Source organism: Bacillus sp. GZB, from assembly GCF_001975995.1.
Classification (GTDB): Bacteria; Bacillota; Bacilli; order Bacillales; family Bacillaceae; genus Bacillus; species Bacillus velezensis.
In genome coordinates, this window is sequence record NZ_MTQG01000017.1 from 338439 (window position 1) to 357151 (window position 18713).

At 46.7% G+C, this 18713-nt stretch carries 18 protein-coding genes; 15 read left to right on the top strand and 3 right to left on the bottom strand.

The genetic code is table 11. The annotated features are described in order from the left end of the window. The first annotated feature begins 98 nt into the window (after positions 1–98). From BXO87_RS12705 to BXO87_RS12725, 5 genes are all read left to right on the top strand, one after another. Positions 99–740, top strand: a complete 642-nt coding sequence (locus BXO87_RS12705) for a class I SAM-dependent methyltransferase (protein ID WP_032873890.1) — start codon at positions 99–101, stop codon at positions 738–740. A 20-nt stretch (positions 741–760) separates the two neighbouring features. After that, complete coding sequence (gene mtnN / locus BXO87_RS12710) at positions 761–1456, top strand: 5'-methylthioadenosine/S-adenosylhomocysteine nucleosidase (RefSeq protein WP_007612774.1); 696 nt, start codon at positions 761–763, stop codon at positions 1454–1456. A gap of 47 nt (positions 1457–1503) precedes the next feature. Next, complete coding sequence (locus tag BXO87_RS12715; RefSeq protein ID WP_015387961.1) at positions 1504–2427, top strand: O-acetylserine dependent cystathionine beta-synthase; 924 nt, start codon at positions 1504–1506, stop codon at positions 2425–2427. 1 nt (position 2428) lies between these two features. Next, positions 2429–3571: a bifunctional cystathionine gamma-lyase/homocysteine desulfhydrase gene (locus BXO87_RS12720; protein WP_038459323.1), complete on the top strand. Its 1143-nt coding sequence runs from the start codon at positions 2429–2431 to the stop codon at positions 3569–3571. An 83-nt stretch (positions 3572–3654) separates the two neighbouring features. Continuing rightward, positions 3655–3885, top strand: coding sequence for a YrhC family protein (locus tag BXO87_RS12725; protein ID WP_038459321.1), 231 nt, complete (start codon positions 3655–3657; stop codon positions 3883–3885). Positions 3886–3924: 39 nt separating this feature from the next. Here the strand turns inward: BXO87_RS12725 and BXO87_RS12730 are convergent, their stop codons facing one another. Both BXO87_RS12730 and fdhF read right to left on the bottom strand, forming a co-directional pair. Beyond that, entirely contained in the window at positions 3925–4416 is a 492-nt protein-coding gene (locus tag BXO87_RS12730; protein WP_007612765.1) for a helical membrane plugin domain-containing protein, read from the bottom strand. A gap of 17 nt (positions 4417–4433) precedes the next feature. Next, positions 4434–7376 (bottom strand): formate dehydrogenase subunit alpha, encoded by a 2943-nt coding sequence (fdhF, locus tag BXO87_RS12735; RefSeq protein ID WP_108655021.1) that lies wholly within the window; start codon positions 7374–7376, stop codon positions 4434–4436. Positions 7377–7682: 306 nt separating this feature from the next. Between fdhF and BXO87_RS12740 the strand changes: the two genes are divergently transcribed. The 7 genes from BXO87_RS12740 (at position 7683) to BXO87_RS12770 (ending at position 14653) form a co-directional block, all read left to right on the top strand. Further along, positions 7683–8051 (top strand): Na-translocating system protein MpsC family protein, encoded by a 369-nt coding sequence (locus BXO87_RS12740; RefSeq protein WP_007408224.1) that lies wholly within the window; start codon positions 7683–7685, stop codon positions 8049–8051. A 266-nt stretch (positions 8052–8317) separates the two neighbouring features. Next, complete coding sequence (locus BXO87_RS12745) at positions 8318–9118, top strand: formate/nitrite transporter family protein (protein WP_007408225.1); 801 nt, start codon at positions 8318–8320, stop codon at positions 9116–9118. Positions 9119–9507: 389 nt separating this feature from the next. Beyond that, positions 9508–9648: a YrzI family small protein gene (locus BXO87_RS12755; protein WP_003152787.1), complete on the top strand. Its 141-nt coding sequence runs from the start codon at positions 9508–9510 to the stop codon at positions 9646–9648. Between the two features lie 172 nt (positions 9649–9820). Then, complete coding sequence (locus BXO87_RS20835) at positions 9821–9976, top strand: hypothetical protein (RefSeq protein ID WP_007408227.1); 156 nt, start codon at positions 9821–9823, stop codon at positions 9974–9976. Between the two features lie 172 nt (positions 9977–10148). Beyond that, positions 10149–10688 (top strand): class I SAM-dependent methyltransferase, encoded by a 540-nt coding sequence (locus BXO87_RS12760; protein ID WP_007408228.1) that lies wholly within the window; start codon positions 10149–10151, stop codon positions 10686–10688. Positions 10689–10897: 209 nt separating this feature from the next. Continuing rightward, on the top strand, positions 10898–11464 hold the full coding sequence (locus tag BXO87_RS12765; protein WP_014418456.1) for a TetR/AcrR family transcriptional regulator: 567 nt from the start codon (positions 10898–10900) through the stop codon (positions 11462–11464). Positions 11465–11491: 27 nt separating this feature from the next. After that, positions 11492–14653 (top strand): bifunctional cytochrome P450/NADPH--P450 reductase, encoded by a 3162-nt coding sequence (locus BXO87_RS12770; protein ID WP_038459318.1) that lies wholly within the window; start codon positions 11492–11494, stop codon positions 14651–14653. Between the two features lie 149 nt (positions 14654–14802). On the opposite strand, the gene BXO87_RS12775 is transcribed toward BXO87_RS12770, so the two are convergent. Continuing rightward, positions 14803–16011: an MFS transporter gene (locus BXO87_RS12775; protein WP_038459316.1), complete on the bottom strand. Its 1209-nt coding sequence runs from the start codon at positions 16009–16011 to the stop codon at positions 14803–14805. 123 nt (positions 16012–16134) lie between these two features. Between BXO87_RS12775 and BXO87_RS12780 the strand changes: the two genes are divergently transcribed. The 3 genes from BXO87_RS12780 to BXO87_RS12790 are packed head-to-tail and all read left to right on the top strand — an operon-like array spanning position 16135 to position 18515. After that, positions 16135–17019: a LysR family transcriptional regulator gene (locus tag BXO87_RS12780; RefSeq protein ID WP_015240269.1), complete on the top strand. Its 885-nt coding sequence runs from the start codon at positions 16135–16137 to the stop codon at positions 17017–17019. Between the two features lie 49 nt (positions 17020–17068). Continuing rightward, entirely contained in the window at positions 17069–17551 is a 483-nt protein-coding gene (ybaK, locus tag BXO87_RS12785) for a Cys-tRNA(Pro) deacylase (RefSeq protein WP_038459314.1), read from the top strand. Positions 17552–17597: 46 nt separating this feature from the next. Beyond that, the gene (locus BXO87_RS12790) at positions 17598–18515 is read left to right on the top strand and encodes an MBL fold metallo-hydrolase (RefSeq protein ID WP_038459312.1); all 918 of its coding nucleotides are present in this window, start codon (positions 17598–17600) and stop codon (positions 18513–18515) included. Positions 18516–18713 lie beyond the last annotated feature (198 nt).

The window sequence follows — 18713 nt, forward strand, 5'->3', positions numbered from 1 at the left end:
TAGTACCCTTCCATTCTTTTTTGTGATAGGATAGGAACTGTTCCACGATTAATCCATACTATACTCATAGGAATTATAAAATATGGAGAGTGAAAAATATGGGCCGTGAATTTATTCCTTTATTTGAAGATTGGGCAGCGACTTATGACGCCACAGTGCACGGGGCTGACAAACAATATGCCGCTGTTTTTAAAGGATATGACAATATTCTTGACAGCATTGTCGCACTTTCGGGTTCAAACGTTTTAGAGTTCGGACCGGGAACGGGGAATTTAACGGCGAAATTAGCCGCCGCGAACAAAAAGGTGTTTGGTGTAGAACCGTCTCCGTCAATGAGAAAACTGGCGGCTGACAAGCTTTCTGACAAAGCCGTGTTCAGTGACGGAGATTTTCTGGAGTTTCCCGCTCCGCCTTTTCAAATAGATACCATCGTCAGCTCGTACGCCTTTCATCATTTAACCGATGAAGAAAAGCGAACGGCTGTAAAGCAGTATGGCGCAATCCTTCAGAAGCATGATAAAATAGTGTTTGCCGATACTGTCTTTAAAGATCATGAAGCTTATGATGAAGCCATTCAAAAAGCAAGCCGAAACGGCTATCATCAATTAGCGGACGATTTAAAGACGGAACATTATCCGACACTCGCGACAATGAAAAACATCTTTTCAGAAGAGGGATTTGCCGCGCGGTTTACGCAGCAAAATGACTTTGTCTGGATAATGGAGGCGATTAAACGGTAAATCGAAGGGATTGTGTATAAATGAAACTGGCAGTCATCGGAGCAATGGAAGAGGAAGTTACGATTTTAAGAAGCAAACTGAAAGACGCAAAACAAGAGATGATCGCTCACTGTGAGTTTACAACTGGCAGCTATGAAGGCATCGAAGTCATCTTGCTGAAATCAGGTATCGGGAAAGTCAACGCGGCGATCAGCACGACGCTTCTGCTTGACCGTTTCAAACCTGATTATGTGATTAACACAGGCTCAGCGGGCGGTTTTCATCATACATTGAATGTAGGCGACGTCGTCATCTCAACAGATGTCCGCCATCATGACGTGGATGTGACGGCGTTTGACTATGAATACGGACAGGTGCCGGGTCTTCCGGCAGCATACAAAGCTGATGAAAAGCTGATCAGTATTACTGAGGAAGCGGTTTCTGAACTGAACGGCATTCAAGTCGCCAAAGGCACAATCGCTACGGGAGATTCTTTTATGAATGATCCGAAGCGGGTTGAAGACGTACGCGCCAAATTTGCGGATTTGTACGCGGTTGAGATGGAAGCTGCGGCTGTCGCACAGGTGTGCCACCAGTTCAAAACGCCTTTTGTTGTCATCAGAGCTTTATCTGATATTGCCGGAAAAGAATCTGACGTTTCATTTGATAAATTTTTAGAACAGGCTGCCGTTCATTCAACTGAGCTTGTCCTGAATGTCATCAAACGAATTCACTAAGCGGGGGATTCTCGTTCTCCTCCGCTTTTCCAGGAGGAGGACATATATTGAACGTGATAACAGATATTACAGAACTGATCGGAAATACACCGCTGCTCCGTCTCAAGCATTTTGATATACCGGAGGGAACAGCGGTTTATGCTAAGCTTGAGATGATGAATCCGGGCGGAAGCATTAAAGACAGGCTGGGCGGGATGCTCATTGAAGATGCGCTTCGCACTGGAAAGGTGAAACCGGGCGGCGTTATCATTGAGGCGACTGCCGGAAACACCGGGATCGGACTCGCTCTGTGCGCCAGAAAGCATCAGCTTCGCGCCGTTTTTTGCGTCCCGGAGCATTTCAGCAGAGAAAAGCAGCAAATTATGAAAGCTCTCGGAGCGGACATCGTGCATACGCCGAGAGAAGAAGGCATGCAGGGAGCCATTCGAAAAGCGCTTGAACTGGAGAGAGAGATTAATAATTCTTATGCCGTTCTGCAATTTAAAAACCGAGTAAATCCATTGACTTACTATAAAACGATCGGACCCGAAATATGGAACGCGCTCGGCGGGGATATCCACGCTTTTGTCGCAGGAGCGGGTTCCGGCGGCACTTTTGCCGGTACGGCAGCTTATTTAAAAGAGAAAAATCCTGCCGTCAAAACGGTGATCGTTGAACCGGAAGGCTCGATCCTGAATGGCGGAGAGCCGCATGCCCATAAAACGGAAGGCATCGGCATGGAGTTTATCCCGGATTATATGGACGAGAACCATTTTGACGCCATTTACACGGTGGAAGACGATACGGCGTTTTCGCTTGTCAGAGAAGCGGCCGAGAAAGAAGGCCTCTTAATCGGAAGCTCTTCAGGGGCGGCTCTTTATGCAGCGCTTGAAGAAGCGAAAAAAGCGCCCGCCGGATCAAATATCGTCACTATTTTCCCTGATGGCAGCGATCGATATATAAGCAAAAACATTTTTCAAGGAGGTCAGTAAGATGAAGAAAAAAACGCTGATGGTGCACGGAGGAATTACGGGAGATGAAAAAACAGGAGCGGTTTCCGTACCAATTTATCAAGTAAGCACGTACCGGCAGCCGAAAGCGGGCGAGCACACGGGTTATGAATATTCAAGAACGGCCAATCCGACGCGGACGGCGCTTGAAAGCTTAATTGCGGAGCTTGAAGGCGGTGCGGCGGGATATGCGTTCGGCTCAGGCATGGCTGCGATTACTGCCGTCATGATGCTGTTTGACAGCGGCGATCATGTTATTTTGACGGATGATGTATACGGCGGCACTTACAGGGTGATGACAGGTGTGCTGAACCGCTTCGGCATTGAAGCGGACTTTGTCGATACGAGCAGCAAAGAAAAAGTCAAAAAGGCCATTCGCCCGAATACGAAAGCCATTTATATCGAAACACCGACAAACCCGCTATTGAAAGTGACTGACCTCAAACTGATGTCTGACATCGCAAAAGAAGCGGGCGTATTGCTTATCGTCGATAATACGTTTTACACGCCGTATTTCCAGCAGCCGCTCAGCTTCGGCGCGGACATCGTGCTGCACAGCGCGACAAAATATCTCGGCGGCCACAGCGATGTCGTCGGCGGCTTAGTCGTCACGGCTGATAAAGAGCTCGGTGAAAAGCTTCATTACGTGCAAAACTCAACAGGCGGCGTTTTAGGACCGCAGGATTCATGGCTCTTAATGAGAGGCATTAAAACACTGGGACTCAGAATGGATGCCATCAATCACAGCGCCGGGAAAATCGCCGAGCTGCTTGAAGCGCATGATGCCGTTCAAACGCTCTATTATCCGGGATCAGCGAAACATCCGGGACATGAGCTGACAAAAGCGCAAAGCTCCGGTTTCGGCGGAATGATTTCCTTTGATGTCGGCAGCAGCGAACGCGTCGACGCGTTTTTAGAAAAATTGAACCTGTTTACGATCGCGGAAAGTTTAGGAGCGGTTGAAAGCTTAATCTCCGTGCCGTCCAGAATGACGCACGCTTCGATCCCGCGCGACCGCCGGCTTGCGCTTGGCATTACCGACGGGCTCGTACGGATCTCAGTCGGTATTGAGGATACTGAAGATTTAACGGCGGATGTGAAACAGGCGCTTGATTCACTATTATAAAGAATGGATAGATTTACATTCTCTGTCGGCTGTCAGCTTGTATTATAATGTTGGTAGACTATAAAACTGGCAGGTGACCTTATATGGAGAAGAAAAGACTGAAATCACTACTAGAAGATTTTAAGCATTACGCATTTATTCTGCTTGCAGTCAGCACCTTCATTTATATCGGCGCGGTTCTTCCCGGACAAGGGCTGACTGCGGGCCAGAAAATGCTGATGTTTGTAACGGATTGTGTATTTATAGCGGGCGCTTATTTCTGCGTTGACCGTTCACTTATTTATAAAAAGAGGCTGGAAGAGGCCGAAGAATAAAAAAAAGCCATTGTCTTTTGACAATGGCTTTTTCATTTCTTATTCAGACGGGGTTTCGCGTAATTCTTTTCCCATTCCTTTTAAAAACTGCAGCCCGAAGCCGAGCGCGCGGTTAATATCAGGATCACCGACGGCTTTCATCAGTTCAAACATACTGACTTTCCTGTCCTCTTTTAAAAATCTTTGCGCCTGATCCGTCCCGGCCATGGCGCTTTCTAAAAGTCTGCCCATAAATTCGGGATCAGCTTTTGACAGCGCGCCTCCCGCGGCCATCATCGTATTCAGGAGATTGGTGACAGGTTCCCGGGAAATCTGTCCGAGTGCGATTTTGGCAATCTCCTCTTTTGCCTGGAGCATATAGCCGGCGGCATCAAAAATGCCCAAGCTATTCAGCTCTGCCATGATGGACATCGTTTTCGCGACGGCTTCTTCATTTTCTGCGAGAAGCGTCTTCAGCTCTTCCAGTTTTTCAGCTTTCAGCTGTTCCTCTGTTTTCGTTTCTTTTTGAATTTCAGTAATTGGGCTTGCCATAATGTTTCCTCCTTTCCTTAATCAGTTAAGTGCACATAGCCCGGACGGTTCCATTTTCGCTGAGCTTCCACACCGTTTTGCGGATGACGTTTTTTGTTCCGCGGATTCGTTTTCGGAAGCGGCGGAGTATCACAGGAACCGAGCACTTCCATGCGGACTTTTGTCTGCTTGTAGGCAGGTGTATGTGTCCGTGAATCATACGCAGGCCCGGTCAGGAAATTAATCGCAGAATCTTTATCTGTAGAGTTCATCGGCAGATAAAGCTCATTTGCGCGGACGCGGTCTGTCACAAGCGCGTTCAATTTAACCGCTCCAAAAGGAGAGACGAGCCGGATCATTGTTCCGTCGCAAATTCCGCGTTCAGCCGCGAGCTCCGGCGATACTTCAACAAATACATCCGGAACTTTAGACTGAATGCCTTTTGACTTGTTTGTCATGTTTCCTTCGTGGAAATGTTCAAGCATCCGTCCGTTGTTAATATGCAGGTCATATTCTTCAGGGAATACAGCAGGCTCCACCCAATCGCTCAGCGCAAAACGGGCTTTTTTGTCCGGGAAGTTAAAGCCGTCTTCATAAAGAAGCGGAGTGCTTTCTCCCGTAAAGCTTCCCCACAGGAAGCTGTTCCAGCCGCTAAGGACGTCGTAGCTTGCTTTTCCGAACAGCGGAGAAAGGCTCGCCATTTCTGAGAAAATGTCGCTAGGATGCGTGTAATTCCAACCAGCGCCTAAACGATTGGCGACTTCCTGAATAATCCACCAGTCGGGTTTTGCATCGCCGAGTGTCGGAAGCGCCTGATACAACCTTTGCACACGCCGCTCTGTGTTTGTAAATGTTCCGTCTTTTTCAAGAGATGGAACCGCAGGCAGGATGACATCCGCGTATTGCGCCGTTCTTGAAAGGAAAATATCCTGCACAACAAAGAAATCAAGGCTGGATAAAATGTCATGAACATGGTTGGCGTTTGAATCGACGAGCGCCATATCTTCACCGACGAGATACATGGCTTTCATGTTTCCTTCTTCAATCGCATGGAGCATTTCGATATTATCAAGACCCGGCTTGCCGTCAATTTCAACACCGTAAGCTTTTTCGAATTTAGCGCGTGCCGCATCATCGGTAATATGCTGATACCCCGGAAGCCAGCCTGGAAGAGTTCCCATATCGCAAGCGCCTTGAACGTTGTTATGTCCCCGCAGCGGATAGGCTCCGGCGCCCGGACGGCGGTAGTTTCCTGTGGCAAGCAGCAGGTTGGAAATCGCCGCTGATGTATCAGAGCCGCCTGTATTTTGAGTAACGCCCATGCCCCAAAGAACACAAGTGCCGTCTGCATCACGAATCATTTCGGCAATGCGGATGATCGTATCCTGAGAAAGTCCGGTGATGCGCTCCGCATATTCCAATGTGTATTTTTCCAGCGTTTCTTTATAATCATCAAAGTAGTTGACATTTTCATCAATAAACGCTTGATCGTGCCAGCCTTGGTCAATCATATATTTCGTTACTGCCATGAGCCAGACCTGGTCAGTCCCTTGTTTCGGGCTGATAAAGAGGTCGGACCGTTCAGCCATTTCATTTCTGCGCAGATCGGCAACAATCAGTTTTTGGCCGTGCAGTTTATGGGCGCGTTTCACGCGTGTGGCCAGAACCGGATGTCCTTCCGCCGGATTGGCGCCGACGATGAGCACGAGGCCCGCTTTTGCGATATCTTTAATTGTGCCGGCGTCACCGCCCATTCCGACGGTGCGGAATAAGCCGTCCGTTGCCGGTGACTGGCAGTAGCGTGAGCAGTTATCCACGTTGTTGGTTTCAAATACTTGGCGCGCCAATTTTTGAATGACATAGTTGTCTTCATTCGTAATTTTAGAAGAAGAAATAAAGCCGACAGAACCATTTCCGTGTTCGGCCTTGATCGAACCGAGTCTTGAAGCGACAAGATCAAGAGCTTCTTCCCATGACGATTCAACAAATGCGCCGTTTTTCCGGATAAGCGGTTTTGTAATCCGTTCTTCCGAATTCACGAAGTCCCAGCCGAATTTCCCTTTCACACAAGTGGAAATCGCGTTAACCGGAGCATCGGAAACAGGCTGAATTTTAAGGATGTCACGGCCTTTTGTCCATACTTCAAAAGAGCATCCGACGCCGCAGAACGTGCAGACTGTTTTTGTTTTTTTCGTCCGTTTATCGCGCATAGCCGCTTCCACTTCTGACACGGCGAAGATGCTTGTATAGTCGGGTTCAACATTTTTTACTAAATCAATCATCGGTTCCATGACATCTTCTTTTATTCCTGTCATAAATCCGGCTTGGCCGAGCATTGATTTTTCCATCAGTGCGTTACAAGGGCAGACAGTGACACACTGGCCGCAGCTGACGCAGGATGATTCATTAATGGCGACGCCTTCATCCCAAATGACCCGCGGGCGGTCGCGCTCCCAATCAATTGAAAGGGTCTCATTCACCTGAAGGTTTTGACACACTTCCACACACTGGCCGCAGGCGATGCATTGGTTCGGATCATAGCGGTAAAACGGGTGAGACATATCAACCGCGCACTTTGAATCATCTTTCGGCGTATACGGATATTTCTGATGCTCAATTCCCATCATTTCCGCTGTATTATGCAGTGTGCAGTTGCCGTTGTTGTTATCGCATACCGTACAGTAAAGCAGGTGATTCTCAAGCAGGCGGTCCATGGCCTCTGTCTGAGCCTCTTTTACCCTTCCCGACGTAAGCGAGATGGACATCCCATTTTCTGCAGCCGTGGAACAAGAGCGCTGCAATTTCCCGTTTACTTCAACAATACAGGTGTCACATGTTTGAATCGGATCCACTTCCGGTACATGGCATATTTGCGGAATCTCAATTCCGTTTTGGTTTAAAATATCTAAAATCTTAGACCCCTCTGGTGCTTCATACTCCGTGCCGTCAATTGTGACACGGATAGACTGAACGTCTGTCACTTCCAATTCCCCTCCATCTTGTAAACTCGAAAAAAAGCCATGCACATAGATACCGGCCTCCTGTCCGGAGAACGGTATAAATACGCATGGCGGAATAGTTCACTAGCAAGTCTTACTAACAGACCAATCCTATTTGTATAAAACGATAGACTCATAACACGTTTCCTATTACAAATCCATCTTCACTGCTTTTATTATAAGGTGATATTTATTATAATACAATACGAAAGGAAAACTTTAACCAGGTGAAATGTCACAAAGGGGAACCGGGAATGTCTTTCATAGGCTAAAATCGGAGGGGACAATATGTCTAAAAAAATTCATGAATTTAACGATATTATCCGGAAATTGCGCAAAGAATTATTTGGAAAGGGGCCTGAACGAATTCACACCGTTTTTGTGGATAACATGGCGGTATCTACACTTTACGGAAATCTAAGCGCAAGCGAGCAGTTTATCGCACGCACGCCTGAAGGAAGAGAAATGGTTCATGCGGCGCGAACCAGCTTAATTCAGGAGCTGTATTCAAAACAAACGCCTGACGGAATGGAAGAGCTCATCGGAGCAAAGCTTGTGCATCTGTTTTCAGATATTAAAATAGAGGAAAATATAGCCGTATCGGTGTTTGTCTTTGACCGCTCAATTGAAGAGCATAAAGAAGAAATCAAAAGCTGACAATATTCAATTGACACGAAATTGTCACATTTGATATGATATGAACTGCCGGCAGTGGCCTAAGGACGATTTTTTATGGAATGTGTGCATGATCTGTACATATTCTATACCGCATATTTTCATTCTGCTTGATATTGTTGTATGGGTATGCATACAAGTTAGGCAGCATTCAAATCCCGTTTTTTCAGACGGGTTAGTTGAATGCTGCCTTTTTTGTTAGGCGTCTTTGGAAACTGCGGGCTGAAATGATAAATGGAGGGGTTATTATGGCTTTTCGTAAACCGGACGAAATAGCGGAGCTTGCGGTCGAATCAGGGGTAAAAAAGGTGCATTCACCGCTTTCAGCACTGATTGTATTAGGATTTTTGGGAGGAGCGTTTATCGCACTCGGTTATTTGCTTGATATCCGTGTCATCGGCGACCTTCCGAAAGAATGGGGAAGCCTGTCGAGTTTAATCGGGGCGTCCGTGTTTCCTATCGGATTGGTGCTCGTTGTTCTTGCCGGCGCGGAGCTGATTACGGGAAATATGATGTCGGTATCCATGGCGCTGTTTTCCAGAAGAATATCCGCCGGTGCATTAGTGAAAAATTGGGTGATCGTGACGTTGATGAATCTTGTCGGCGCACTGTTTGTCGCTTACTTTTTCGGACATGTTGTCGGATTAACCGAAACAGGACCGTATTTGGAAAAAACGATTGCGGTCGCACAAGGCAAATTGGATATGCCGTTTGGAAAAGTCATTGTTTCGGCGATCGGCTGTAACTGGCTTGTCTGTTTGGCCGTCTGGCTTTCTTTCGGCGCAGAAGACGGAGCCGGAAAAATCGCGGGTATATGGTTTCCGATTATGGCGTTTGTCGCAATTGGTTTTCAGCACGTTGTAGCCAATATGTTTATCATCCCGGCTGCGATTTTTGCAGGTTCTTTTTCGTGGGGTGATCTGATTGGCAATCTCATTCCGGCCTTTATCGGGAATGTCATCGGCGGGGCAGTGTTTGTCGGTCTTATTTATTTTATTGCATATTCAAAAAAAGATCAGAAAAAGCAAGGGATGAAAAGAGTTTCCTGAGGTAAGAAAGATGCCGGAAAACACGGACAATTGAAGCGGAATGCCAGCACATTTTCCGTCCAAATCTTGAAAAAAATGTTTACAAAATGGAAGCTGATGGATATACTTACAAAGTAAGAAAAAAGCAAAGGGAGGTTGAATCACATGACGACGTTAAACGGCAATCAAAATCTACAATTGAACCGATTCAGCCTGTGGAAGAGTTCGTGTCCTTCCTTAACCTCTGCCCGTCAAGCACGTTAATTTCGGAGTATCAGGACATTCGCAGCTCCCCGCAGGGAAAGAAGCACCGTCTTCTTTTGTCTGCGGATTTAGTCTGCCCGCAGCGCATATGAACTTTGCTGCGGGTTATTTTCGCTTGTGCGGATATTGAAAGGGGGTGAGCGATAATGACCATTAATCTTTTCTTTTTAACACTGACCATTTCAAAGCGTTTTAAAAGTGCGGAAGAGTATGAACGAGAACAGCAGGTCGAAGAGTTTTATAATGAAGCGAAAGAACGCCAGCTGAAACATTTTTATATGAACTAACGGACACGAAGGGCCAAAACGGAGGAGAAGGAGGAGATCATCATGTTCAGAATTGAACTGCTGAATCATTACACAATGGAGAAGGACCAGGTTTAGCGAGGATGTTGCTGTCACGTCGCAGACGGCCTGCATACCATGGTAAAGAAAGAAAAATTGGTAAGCGGGTGATAACATGCAAGGCGGTCAGAACAGAATTCCATCCATCGGGCACGGGTATGCGTCAATGCCCCATTCATTTAAACACGGCTACGGCAACCCGTACCGCCGGCAGAGAATGGCGGCGCTTTCCCGGCAGACAAGATATATAGCACCGTATTATTGGTACTAGAGCAGGCGGAAAACCTACGTTTTCCGTCTTTTTTTTATGAAAACAAATATAAATTTCAAATAAATCGAAACGTTCATGAAGAGAAGTGCGTCTAGTTAGTACCTCATACTAATACGAGGTAATATTATTTCTGAATAATAAATCACAGGAATGGAAAAGCGGGTGTTATACAATGTTGCAACATACATCTTCAGCATTAAAACGAATGCGCGCGAAATACTTTGCTGCATCAGAACCGGCAGAGTCAGTCATTCAGCAAATCTTGATGGACATACAGGAATACGACCGCATTTTGGAAATCGGGACCGGAAACGGCTCAATGTTTAAACAAATCATCGGACAGCTTGAAAAGGGCAGTCTTAAAAGCATAGAAACATCGAAACGTAAAATACGGAAAACACAGCGCGCAAACCGTTCGGTTATAAAAGCCGGGCTCGGAAACATTCAGCAGGGGAGGCCGGAAAGCATACCGTTCCGCGACCGCAGTTTTCATAAAGTCTTCTCATTACATACTGCTGAAACAGTCAGCGATTACCGGACAGCATGTAAAGAAGTGTACCGCGTTCTTCAAATTGACGGGTGTTTCTATATGGTTTTGAAACCTTCGCGGATGAGTGAGAAGGATGTGATTGAGGTGCTCTATGATCAGCATTTCAGAGACATTTCAGTTGTCAGCAGAGATTCATTCCATTTTATTACTGCCATTAAATAGAATATTTCTTGGGAAATAAAAAGAGCTGCTTAAGTCATTGCAGCTCTTTTTGTGAAATTGGGCATATTTCCTTATTTTTGGTTATTTCACATATATTTTATATTAAAAAAAGTTTTTTTCTTATACAATGGTAATCAGATGACCGTACATTTTAAATATTTTGAACAAACGGAATGAATATTCATTCCGCATTTAGAAAGGGGGATGAAATGACAGCTTCAAACAAGGTTGAACTCATTATGAAAGCGTCGCTTACTTTGTTTACAGATAGAGGATTTGACGCCACGACGATTCCGATGATCGCCGCTCAGGCCGATGTCGGAACCGGCACAATTTACCGTTACTTTGACAGTAAAGAGACACTTGTGAACGTACTGTATCAGGAAAGTGCGCAGCGTTTTATGAAAAAAGTCAAAACGGACTTTCAGGGGATATCTGTAAGAGAAGGGTTTCATCACCTGTTTTATTGTCTGATTGATTTTACGAAGGAAAGTGAGTATGCATTGTTTTTTCTTGAAACGAATAAGGACGCCTACTTTCTGAATGAAACGAGCCGTAAGCTTCTTGATGAAATAACACAGATGCTTGACGTCTTTTTTCAGCGCGGCAAGTCTGAAGGTGTGCTCCGCAATCTGCCGTCCAATGTGCTGATGGCGCTGCTGCTCGGGGCATATCTCAAACTCTATCAGCTTGTCCGGACGGGAAGCGTCGAAATAACAAAACCGTTTCTGAAAGAATTGGAACAATGTTCTTGGGATGCCATCAGAACTCATTAATTATACGCCGAAGGAAGGAAGATCGATATGAAACAGCTAAGCGCTATACCGCAGCCGAAAACATACGGGCCTCTGAAAAATCTCCCTCACTTGGAAAAAGAAAAACTGTCACAATCGCTTTGGAAAATTGCCGAAGAATACGGCCCGATCTTTCGTTTTGAATTTCCGAGCTCTGTCGGGGTCTTCGTATCAGGCCGCGAGCTTGCGGCAGAAGTCTGTGATGAAAAGCGATTTGACAAAAATCTCAGCAAAGCCTTGCTGAAAGTCCGTGAGTTTGGCGGTGACGGACTATTTACGAGCTGGACTCACGAAAAGAACTGGCAGAAAGCGCATCGGATTTTATTGCCGAGCTTCAGCCAGAAGGCGATGAAAGGCTATCATTCAATGATGCTGGATATTGCCATGCAGCTCGTGCAGAAGTGGAGCAGATTAAATCCGAATGAAGAAATTGACGTTGCCGAAGATATGACGCGCCTGACGCTGGATACAATCGGCCTGTGCGGATTTCATTACCGCTTTAACAGCTTTTACCGCGACACACAGCATCCTTTTATCACAAGTATGCTTCGTGCGCTGCAGGAGGCAATGCGCCAATCGCAGAGACACAGCCTGCAGGACAAGCTGATGATCAAAACGAGACATCAGTTCCAGCAGGATATTGAAGAGATGAATTCGCTTGTAGACCGGATCATCGCTGAGCGGAGGGAAAATCCGGATGAGAATCTGTCTGACCTTTTAGCATTGATGCTTGAAGCGAAAGACCCTGTAACGGGGGAAAGGCTGGATGATGAAAATATCCGTTATCAAATCATTACCTTTTTGATCGCTGGGCATGAAACCACAAGCGGGCTGCTTTCTTTTGCGATATACTGCCTGCTGAAAAATAAAGATAAATTGAAAAAAGCTGTTCAGGAAGCCGAGCGGGTGCTGACGGGAGAGACCCCTGAATATAAGCAGATTCAGCAGCTGACATATATCCGCATGGTGCTAAACGAGACTTTGCGGCTGTATCCGACTGCCCCGGCATTTTCTCTGTACGCGAAGGAAGATACGGTTCTCGGCGGGAAATATCCGATTGCGAAGGGACAGCCGGTGACGATTCTGACTCCGCAGCTGCACCGGGATAAAAGCGCGTGGGGAGAAGATGCCGAGTCATTCCGCCCGGAAAGGTTCAGTGATCCCGCGGCAATTCCGGCTGATGCATATAAGCCGTTCGGAAACGGACAGCGAGCATGCATCGGGATGCAGTTTGCCCTTCAGGAAGCGACAATGGTGCTCGGCCTTGTCCTGAAACACTTTGAACTGATTGATCATACCGATTATGAGCTTACGATTAAAGAAGCTCTAACCATTAAGCCCGGTGATTTTAAAATCCGTGTGAAAAACAAGGACGTGTCCAATCATCAGCCCGTACAAAACCATAAAGCTGAAGGAAGCGGTCACAAAGAAGAAACGAAAGAAATCCCGTCCCACGGAACGCCGCTTCTCATTCTTTACGGATCAAATTTAGGAACTGCAGAAGGAATCGCGGAAGAGCTGGCTGGTATCGGAAGAAGCAAAGGATTTTCAACTGAAACCGGCCCGCTCGATGATTATGCCGGGAAACTGCCTGTAAAAGGCGCGGTCGTTATTGTTACGGCTTCTTATAACGGGGCGCCGCCTGATAATGCGGCGGGTTTTGTGAAATGGATGGAAACCCTTGAAGATCAGGAATTAAAGGGTGTTTCTTACGCCGTTTTCGGCTGCGGAGACCGCAACTGGGCCGCCACTTACCAGAGGGTCCCCCGCCTGATAGACAAAGTGCTTGAAGAAAAAGGGGCAAAACGGCTGACCTCTATCGGAGAGGGCGACAATGCCGATGATTTTGAGTACAGTCAGGAAGCCTGGGAAGACTCATTCTGGAAGGACATCATGAAGGCTTTTCATATAGAGGCCGCTCCAAAACAGACAAACAAATCACAGTTATCAATCGAATACGTAAGTGAAGCAGCCGAGACGCCGATTGCCAAAACGTACAAAGCATTTGAGGCGGAGGTCATCACAAACAAAGAGCTTCATACCGAAAGCAGCAAGCGCTCAGTCCGGCATATTGAGCTGCGTCTCCCCGAAACAGAAACGTATCAGGAAGGAGATCATCTCGGGGTGCTTCCGCAAAACAGCGGGGAACTGATCAGCCGTGTCATTCGCCGATTCGGTCTTGATCCGAACCAGCACTTTAAGATCAAGGGCCGGCAGCTGCCTCATCTGCCGATGGACCGGCCGGTTAATGCGCCGGAGCTTTTGGCGTCTTATGTAGAGCTGCAGGAGCCGGCAACGAGAGTCCAGCTTCGCGAACTTGCCGCACATACCGTGTGCCCGCCGCACCAAAAAGAATTGGAGCATCTTTATTCTGATGATACGGCATATAAAGAAAACGTGCTGAAAAAACGAATGACCATGCTGGACCTGCTGGAAAATTATCCTGCATGTGAACTGCCGTTTGAGCGCTTTTTAGAACTTCTGCCGTCCTTAAAGGCGCGCTATTATTCAATCTCAAGCTCACCGAAGGCAGCCAGCGGGGAGCTCAGTATCACGGTCGGCGTTGTGACGGCTCCGGCATGGAGCGGCCGTGGGGAATACCGGGGCGTGGCTTCGAACTATTTAGCCGGATTACAGAATGGCGATTCTGCCGTGTGTTTCATCCGCTCGCCGCAGTCGGGTTTCGCATTGCCTGAAAATCCGAAAACGCCTCTCATTATGGTCGGAGCAGGCACAGGAATTGCGCCGTTCAGGGGATTTATCCAGGCCCGCGCTGCCGAAAAAATGTCCGGTAACATCCTGGGCGCAGCTCATTTATACTTCGGCTGCCGGCATCCTGAAGAAGACGATCTGTACAAAGATGAATTCGACCATGCGGAGAAAAACGGCCTTGTCACCGTGCATCGGGCGTATTCCAGATTAGATCAGGACTGTAAAGTATATGTACAGGATGTTCTGCTTCGCGAGGCTGAACAAATTATTGCTCTTCTTGACCAAGGCGGCCATCTCTATATATGCGGTGACGGAAGCAAAATGGCTCCGGCCGTGGAAAATGTACTGCTTCAGGCGTATGAAAAGGTGCATAACACTGATTCAAAAGTTTCCTTGGAGTGGCTTGAACAGCTGCAGGCGGAAGGAAGATATGCGAAAGATGTTTGGGCAGGTATGTAACAGAAGAGTGAGACAACTGAAGAATGTTTTTTAATTGAAAAAAGCCGGCACGATATTTGAAATCTACTGAATCAAAAGGAATAGTTATAGGGAGTATCGTGCCGGCCTTATCTTTAGTATCGGACAAAAGACACAAATCTTTAATGTTTTTATTGATTTACATGCAGGCGGCTATGTCCCTTTTTTCTGGATTCCGCCAGAAATAAAATTGGATAAGACAGCAATAGCAAAACTGAAATAAATGAAATGATACCGATCCAATGAAAATGCGTCCAAAAGAAACCGCCGCAAGACCCGGCCACACTTGAACCGATATAGTATGCAAGCAGATATAATGAAGAGGCTTGCGCGCGATGATCACCGGCTGCGCGGCCGACCCAGGCGCTTGCGATCGAATGCGCGCCGAAAAAGCCGAAGGTAAAGACGGCAATCCCCGCGATTTTAAGCGCAAGCTGGGGCAAAAGTGTCACCGCTGCGCCGGCAAGCATAACAAAAATCGCAATCTTAATCATTTTCGAGCTTCCGAAAAGATCTGCTTTTTTCCCCATATAGACCGAGCTGAACGTTCCCGCGAAATAGACAATAAAAATAAAACCGATCACAGTCTGCGACAAATGATAAGGAGCAGCCATTAAATGAAAGCCGATATAATTATATAATGTCACAAAACTCCCCATTAATATAAATCCCAGAGATATTAACAAAAGCAGCCGTTTGCGGTGCAGAACCGCTCCGTATTCCTTACATGCCGCTTTTACGCCCGCATGCCGCTCAGATGAATGGCGCGGAGCCGGAAGAAAACGCCAAAACAAATAGCTTAATACAATAGAAAGAATGCCGATGATGGCAAGCGCGGGCCGCCAGCCGAATACATCGGTCAGAAGCCCCGTTAACAGCCTGCCGCTCATTCCCCCGATGCTTGTGCCGCTGATATACAAGCCCATCATTTTCCCGAGGCCCTTCGGATCAAACTCCTCGCCTACATATGTCATAGCGACAGCCGGAACGCCTGCCAGGAAAATACCGAGCAGCCCCCTCATCGCCAAAAGCGCCGGAAAAGCCGGACTGAACGCTGTTAATAGACCTAAAACAGAAGTGGCTGTTAACGACAGCACCATTAATTTTTTTCTGCCGAATCCGTCAGACAACGAAGCGGCGGCCAATAATGAAAATGCCAAAACGGCTGTTGAGATGGATAAAGTTAAGCTGGCAGCCGCAGCGGAAATATGAAACTCTTCCGAAAACAAAGGCATAAGCGGCTGTGTCGTGTAAAGCGTGGCGAATGTCACAAAGCCGCTGATAAACAGAGCCAAGCTGGCCTTTCTGTAAGCCTTTGTATGAGGCTGAATAAACGTCATGAATGTCCCTCTTTTCTCACTGTTGGTTATATATGTATCGTACGCTTTTCATTTCAATGTGTCTAATTTATAATAACTATAGAATTAATGCGTGTAGGTTATGAGAAAGGGGAGAAGGAGAAAATGGAGCTTCATCAAATTGACAACTTCATTGCGGCGGCAGCTCATCAGCATTTCACAAATGCGGCAAAAGAAAGAATGATTTCTCAGCCGGCATTAAGCCGATCGATTATCAGGCTCGAAGAAGAATTAGGCGCGCCGTTATTTTACAGAGAGACAAAAGCCGTCCGGCTGACAAGGCACGGAGAGCAGTTCTTAATAAAAGCAAAACAAGCGAGAAGAGCTTTAAATGAAGGCGTTGAACAAGTGAAAAAGAACATGAGCCTGGAGCACGGCGAAATATCTGTATCATTTCTTCATACGCTCGGGCTGCGCTTAATGCCTCAGCTGATTGCCGAATTTAAAAAGCTATACCCAAACGTGACCTTCCGGCTTTATCAAGGCGCAAATGAAACGCTTCGCAAAATGGTGGAAACGGGAGATGCGGATATCTGTCTCAGCTCCCCGCCGCTTCCCAGCGAGCTTTTACAATGGACAGTGCTGGAGAAAGAGCCTCTTTATGCGGTGCTTCCTGAGAACCACCCGCTTGCAGGAAATAAAAGCATTCAAATGAAAGAGATGCAGGACGAGGATTTTGTGGGTTTTAAACCGGGATACGGGCTGAGGTATATGTTTGATCTGATGTGCCGGGATTTGAATATACACCCGCATCTCGCATTTGAAGGAGAGGAAGTGTCAACCATATTAGGGCTGACCGCCGCGGGTCTGGGGGCTGCAGTGCTGCCGAAAACCGCGGAGCATTCATACTTTCCAGTCGTTTTTCTTCCGGTTGCAGATTACCAATGCGAACGCACCATAGCGTTAGCCCAGCTGAAAAACCATGCTCTCTCTCCCGCTGCTGAGCGTTTTAAACAGTTTGCACTTGAGTATTACAAAGCACGCAACTGAGCGGTAGTTGAAAATAATCAGAAAGAAATACAGAAAACGGAGGAAAACCATGGCGAAAAAAATAGTGAAAACAAATGCTGTCCGTATCATTGAGCAGCAAAACATTCCCTATGAGCTATTAGGTTACAAAACAGAAGGGGGACAGCCCGCAGACGGTCTTTCCGTTTCACAAAAAATCGGATACGCTGCCGAATATGTTTATAAAACCTTAGTGGCATCTGCAGGAACTGATCGTTATTACGTCTTTGTCGTTCCCGTTGCAAAAGAACTGAATCTGAAAAAGGCTGCAAAGGCGGCAGGTGAGAAGAAAATAGAAATGATTGCCATGAAGGACCTTTTGGGAGTAACCGGCTATATGCGCGGCGGCTGCTCTCCGATCGGCATGAAAAAAAGGTTTCCGACTTTTATTGATAGATCCGCCGAAACACTGGAGTTTATGATTGTCAGTGCGGGGAAAATCGGAATGCAGCTGAAAGCAGCGCCTCAAGATTTAGCCGAAGCAAGCGGGGCGGTATTTACAGACATTGTATAAATGTCCGATGAATCTAATGGAATACACGTGTCAAGGGAGAATGATAATGAAAAAAAGATATGAAAACTTGAATGGCGTGAAGAATGAAAATGGATTCAGGGACATGTGGAAATGGATGAAAGAACGAAGAGAAAAAAGCAAAGACTTAAGCGAGAACATTCCGAAAGCGGTCACTAGGGATGTCCGTGATGTTGCCGTCAATCGGACGGAAAACGCCATAACATGGATCGGCCATTCTTCATTTCTGATCCAAATACAGGGGCTTAACATAATGACCGACCCTGTATGGGCGCGGCGGATGGGTTTTCAAAAACGGCTGACAGAGCCGGGATATGAATTGAGCGAACTGCCTGACATTGATGCCGTGCTCATTTCACACGGGCATTATGATCATCTTGATTTTCCGAGTATAAAAAAACTGAGAGGAAACCCGGATTTTTACGTGCCTGCGGGATTGAAAAAGCTGTTCAACAAAAAAGGCCGCAAAAACGTTCATGAAATGAATTGGTGGGATCGTTTTGAAATGCGGGGAGTGAATATATCATTTGTTCCGGCCCAGCACTGGACACGGAGAACGCTTTGGGATACCGATACCTCTCATTGGGGAGGCTGGGTCATAGAAAGCGAAAACGGCGAATCCATCTATTTTGCAGGAGATACAGGCTATTTTGAAGGCTTTAAAGAAATCGGAGAGAGGTTTCGTATTAAGGCGGCTCTGATGCCGATCGGGGCATACGAACCGGAATGGTTTATGCAAGTGTCACATATCAATCCGGAAGACGCCGTGAAAGCGTTTTTGGAGCTGAAGGCTGACAGTTTCATTCCCATGCATTACGGGGCATTCCGGCTTGCTGATGATACAGGCCCGGAAGCATTAAGCAGACTGCACGGCGAGTGGGACCGGCTTGCATTACCTCCTGAAAACCTGAAAGCATTAGCGCTTGGCGAAACATTTTGGCTGTAACAGCAGGTTTTCGCTGCCGACACCAATCGTTTAAAAACGGTTGGTGTTTTGTTGTCAATCAAAGGTGAACAGCCTCTGTATAAAACATGATTTTTCCGGAACCTGCGGTAAAAAACAAAACTTTTTACTCTTTTGTTTCACTATAAAATGAAAACGGTTTCGTATGCGTAGTATATTTAACCTATCACAATTGCTCCA